The sequence below is a fragment of the Streptococcus sp. 27098_8_74 genome, from assembly GCF_041431705.1.
Classification (GTDB): domain Bacteria; phylum Bacillota; class Bacilli; order Lactobacillales; family Streptococcaceae; genus Streptococcus; species Streptococcus salivarius_E.
Map to the genome: position 1 here is coordinate 1 of NZ_JAPVYF010000056.1, position 3,840 is coordinate 3,840.

General features: G+C 35.5%; 5 protein-coding genes. 3 read left to right on the forward strand and 2 right to left on the reverse strand.

Annotated features, from left to right (window positions below):
• Positions 1–49 precede the first annotated feature (49 nt).
• From xerS to O3670_RS10855, 3 genes are all read left to right on the forward strand, one after another.
• On the forward strand, positions 50–1,123 hold the full coding sequence (xerS, locus tag O3670_RS10845) for a tyrosine recombinase XerS (RefSeq protein ID WP_371596164.1): 1,074 nt from the start codon (positions 50–52) through the stop codon (positions 1,121–1,123).
• A 97-nt stretch (positions 1,124–1,220) separates the two neighbouring features.
• Entirely contained in the window at positions 1,221–2,093 is an 873-nt protein-coding gene (gene relB, locus O3670_RS10850) for a type II toxin-antitoxin system RelB family anti-toxin (RefSeq protein ID WP_371596165.1), read from the forward strand.
• A 60-nt stretch (positions 2,094–2,153) separates the two neighbouring features.
• Positions 2,154–2,690 carry a hypothetical protein gene (locus tag O3670_RS10855; protein WP_371596166.1) on the forward strand — a complete coding sequence of 179 codons (537 nt, stop codon included), beginning with the start codon at positions 2,154–2,156 and terminating at the stop codon, positions 2,688–2,690.
• Between the two features lie 44 nt (positions 2,691–2,734).
• On the opposite strand, the gene O3670_RS10860 is transcribed toward O3670_RS10855, so the two are convergent.
• Positions 2,735–3,094 carry a hypothetical protein gene (locus tag O3670_RS10860; protein WP_371596167.1) on the reverse strand — a complete coding sequence of 120 codons (360 nt, stop codon included), beginning with the start codon at positions 3,092–3,094 and terminating at the stop codon, positions 2,735–2,737.
• On the reverse strand, positions 3,091–3,840 hold a 750-nt coding region (locus O3670_RS10865), incomplete at its 5' end, for a DinB/UmuC family translesion DNA polymerase (RefSeq protein WP_524539406.1). The genes O3670_RS10860 and O3670_RS10865, both read right to left, overlap by 4 nt.

The window sequence follows — 3,840 nt, forward strand, 5'->3', positions numbered from 1 at the left end:
GCTATGATAAACTACTACTAACAAGAAAATTGTTAGATTTGAGGCTAATATGAAACAAGAAACACTAATGAAAAATATAAACGAGTTGCTTGAGATTATGCCTTGGTATGTTAAGGAATATTATCAAGCAAAGCTCGTTATTCCATATAGCTATAAGACACTGTATGAGTACTTAAAGGAATATAGACGATTTTTTGAATGGTTGATTAGAGATCATGAGAAATTGGGTGAAACTGTACGATATGCAGATTATGATACGATTGCCGATGTTCATATTGATGAGCTGGCCCATTTACCAAAGTCTGTTATCGAAGGCTACTTTGTTTACCTTCGTGAAAATACTGAGCGTCGTTCAATCTCTGAAGTCAGTATTGTTCGGACTAAAGATGCTCTCTCTAGTTTATTTAAGTATCTTACCCAAGAAACTGAGGATGACGAGGGCGAGCCTTATTTTTACAGAAATGTCATGGTTAAGGTAAAAATCAAGAAGCCTAAAGATACCTTGGCTAGTCGTGCAGATAACATGAAAGAAAAACTCTTTCTAAACGATACACAGTCTTTCCTAGATTATATTGACAATGAGCATGAAAAGAAAATCTCAAAACGTGCCCAGGTATCATTTGTCAAAAATAAAGAGCGTGACCTTGCTGTTATAGCACTTCTACTCTCAACTGGAGTCCGTTTATCTGAATTAGTCAACCTAGATATGCAAGATGTCAATCTAGCCACAAGGACGATTACAGTTATTCGAAAGGGTGGGAAAAAGGACGTAGTAAATATCGCTCCATTTGGCATCCCTTATATTGAGCGTTATTTAGAAATTAGGAAGGGACGCTACGCAGCAAGTGATTCAGATAAAGCATTCTTCTTAACGACTCAAAATAAAGTGCCTGCAAGACTTGGCACACGTTCAGTCGAGCTTTTGGTAAAGAAGTTATCTACCGCTTATGGTAAGCCTACTACTCCTCACAAACTGCGACACACACTTGCAACACGTCTATATGAGCAAACAAAAGACGGTCTATTAGTCTCTCAACAATTGGGACACAAGGGGACTGCAATGGTAGAAGTTTATGCACACGTAGCTGCAGAGACGACTAAGGAAGCACTAAGTGACTTGTAATTGATTGTCACTTCGATATTACTATACACGATGCATAGTACAATAGATATATATGTATCGGGTTAAGAGTGTTAGAAAGTAATTTGAGATTTAGGACATGAATTATTTAGCAACTAATTTAAAGCATTTAAGAAAATCCTATGGAGAAACGCAAGAAGAATTAGCAAATGCTTTACATCTGGAAAAAAGCACAATTTCTCAGTATGAGAATGGTTCTCGTAAACCAGATGAAGAAATACTTAAGAGAATTGCTAAGCGATATGGAGTTACTATGGACTTATTATTGTATGAAGATCTATCTTCTGTCCCCGATATGTTAGCATATTATAGCAACATTGACAGTAATTCCCTAACGACAGCTAGACTTTATCCAATATATAATTTGGATAAAAGATTTGATACAAAAACTATCAGAGCTTTTGAGGCACATAAACGATTACTGTTTGGTTCTTCTGAAGAAAAAGATGAGTTAGACATTGATTTAATTATAGAAGCTTACGACGAGGCTTATAATAAGTTTGATATAGATAGTGATGAATTTTTAGTAATTGCAGTAAATTTATTAAGTCTTTACCTATTACTTTACTCCTTTATTTTTAATGAAGCATCTGTTAAACAAGTAAAAGATTTTTTATTGAAAGACAAGAAAAGTAAAAAGGAGATAAGTTCTTTTGTTTTAAATGTTGTATTGCCAAGTTTCAATGATAATGAGGTAAGAACACCTCAATTTAAGAGGGACCTGAATGAGGGCTTACTATACTTGATTGAAATTCTAAAGGAAAGCCGCAAATACAGTAAGGTTGCTGATTACTTCTTCGCATTAAGATACATAATCAATCTTGTGGATAATGATTATGATTATGCTACTAACCAACTGATTGGGACTGAATTAATAAATGGTTTATCTAAACTAAATAATCCATATGCTAAACAATTCATACAAATTGGAAAAAAAGTTCACAAACTGTGAACGACAATATAAATAATTTCCTTTATACTATACTTAACAAAGATAAAGGAGAAATATACAATGACTGCAATTTTTAACGAGCTTGATAATACTGATCAAAAATGGGAATACGCAAAATTAACTGAACTTGCTTTTGAGCATGGTGGGCCAGAGCAACTTATTGAAGATATTTATTCGGATGGCTTTGAAGATGGTTTTAATGCTGGTTGTATTCAAGGTAACGAAGAGGGTTATAAAGAGGGATACGAAGTAGGTTATGAGGATGGTGCCCTAGCTGTTTTATCCCAAATTGAGAATAGTAGCCAAGTTGATGATACCAATAATGCCCAACAAGATGATATGTTAAATAAAGTAGCAATGCTTAGTGCTGGTGCAGCTATTGGAGGTGTGGTTGTAGGTTTAGGTAAGTGGGCTTGGAAAAAATATAAGACACATAAGGAACTGAAGGCAGAAGAAAAAAACGAAATAGAAACTATTAAGGAAACAAGTGCAAAGGATTATGCTGAAAATCTATTGAATGAAGCAGATAAAGATGATGAAATTGTCACTGCTATCATTGATAAAGATGGTTCAATCATTACAGTTGATTTTAGTTAATCTAGTTAAAAAGCAACAACCACATGATATAGGCTGTTGCTTTTTTAGTGTATATGATTTTCCAAAAGCTGAATTTGAAGGATATTGTCGAGTTGAACTAATCTATATCCTTCACTAGTCTTTATTGATATTTCCTTACGAGACAGTTCTCTCACTTCGCCAACTAAAGTAATTTTCCTATCACGATGTTTGATAGTGAATTGGCCTTTAAGTTGGTTGGCATAGAGTTGAGAAAGCAATAAGAGTTTCTGAGGCTTACTTAAGTCTGTAGAGAAGTCAACACGGTATTTAGCAGCATGTAATGATGAGGTATGCTCGGACAGAAAGAATCCCATCCACTTTTGCATCCCAGGATCTTGGTATTCTCTTGCTGCTTGAAATGGTAAATAGGAACGATCAATCATTTTAAACCATCCAATCCTCCAGCAGAATGTCCTCCGATGAGCCTACTTCTGGCAATACTTCTCGATGCACCATCAAGTGCATTAGCTTTTAGTAGAGAGGTAAAGCCAAATTGGTCTCTGATAGAATCTATTGCTGTCTGGAGCCTTTCTTCTTTTTCAATTTGTTCGACATCATCGAATAGTGAGATTAATCCAAAAGATTCATCTACAAACCCAGAATAATTAACCGCTACACTTCGGATTGCTCCTGAAGTGTATTTATTATGGAATAATTTCAACACATAGTTTGTCAGCATGTCAGTGTTATTCGTTGGTTCAATTTTCATTTGGGTATTGATAGAACGCTTGTTCTCATGCTTAGAGTAGCCAAGGTGTATTGAAACAACAGTCGCTTTCTTGCCTATCTTTCTCAGTCGGATAGCAACTTGCTCGGCCATCTCTCTAAGGACAATTTCAATATCTCGTTGTCTAAAATAGTCTCTAGGAAGAACCTGGGAGTTGCCTAGACCTTTTGATTTTGGTTTATAGGGTTTATGAACGTTACTTTCATCAATACCATTAGCATGAAACCATAATCGAAGACCAGTTACTCCTAATTCTTTCTTCAAGATATCTGGGTTAGCATTTGCCAAGTCTTTGATTGAGTAGATACCTAACGTGTTGAAGCGTTTCTCCATTCTATTACCGATACCCCAGAAATCTGTCATGTTTGGAATAGACCATACCTTCTGCTCCACGTCCTCATA

Coding starts and splice junctions, on each gene's coding strand:
- xerS (WP_371596164.1), top strand. CDS start 50: ATGAAACAAGAAACACTAATGAAAAATATAAACGAGTTGCTTGAGATT.
- relB (WP_371596165.1), top strand. CDS start 1,221: ATGAATTATTTAGCAACTAATTTAAAGCATTTAAGAAAATCCTATGGA.
- O3670_RS10855 (WP_371596166.1), top strand. CDS start 2,154: ATGACTGCAATTTTTAACGAGCTTGATAATACTGATCAAAAATGGGAA.
- O3670_RS10860 (WP_371596167.1), bottom strand. CDS start 3,094: ATGATTGATCGTTCCTATTTACCATTTCAAGCAGCAAGAGAATACCAA.